Annotated in this window: 1 pseudogene; it reads left to right on the forward strand. The window is 72.7% G+C overall.

Features of this window, described 5'->3' with window-relative positions:
- A pseudogene (locus SM753_RS20685) lies at nt 1-246 on the forward strand (hypothetical protein); the annotation flags it as partial.
- Nucleotides 247-267 lie beyond the last annotated feature (21 nt).

Raw genomic sequence — 267 nt, forward strand, 5'->3', positions numbered from 1 at the left:
GGCGCGAAGACGCGCGGCGACTGGACGCAGCTCCTGGACCCGCGCGGCGTCTGTCTGTACGCCGAAGGGCAACGCAGCGAGGAGGCGATGCGGAAGCTCCGCGAGAGCGAGCTCGCGCTCCCGACGCTCTCGCAGTCGCTGGAGATGCTCGGGCTCGACGAGCCGGAGGCACAGGCGGCCGCGAGCGACCTGCACGCGTGGCGCGAGGAACAGGAGGGCGCGACGGTCCGCGGCGACGTGGTCTGACTCGACTCGCCTTCTCGCAGC

Origin of the sequence: Halostella sp. PRR32 (assembly GCF_034808085.1) — an archaeon.
GTDB lineage: Archaea > Halobacteriota > Halobacteria > Halobacteriales > Natronoarchaeaceae > Halostella > Halostella pelagica.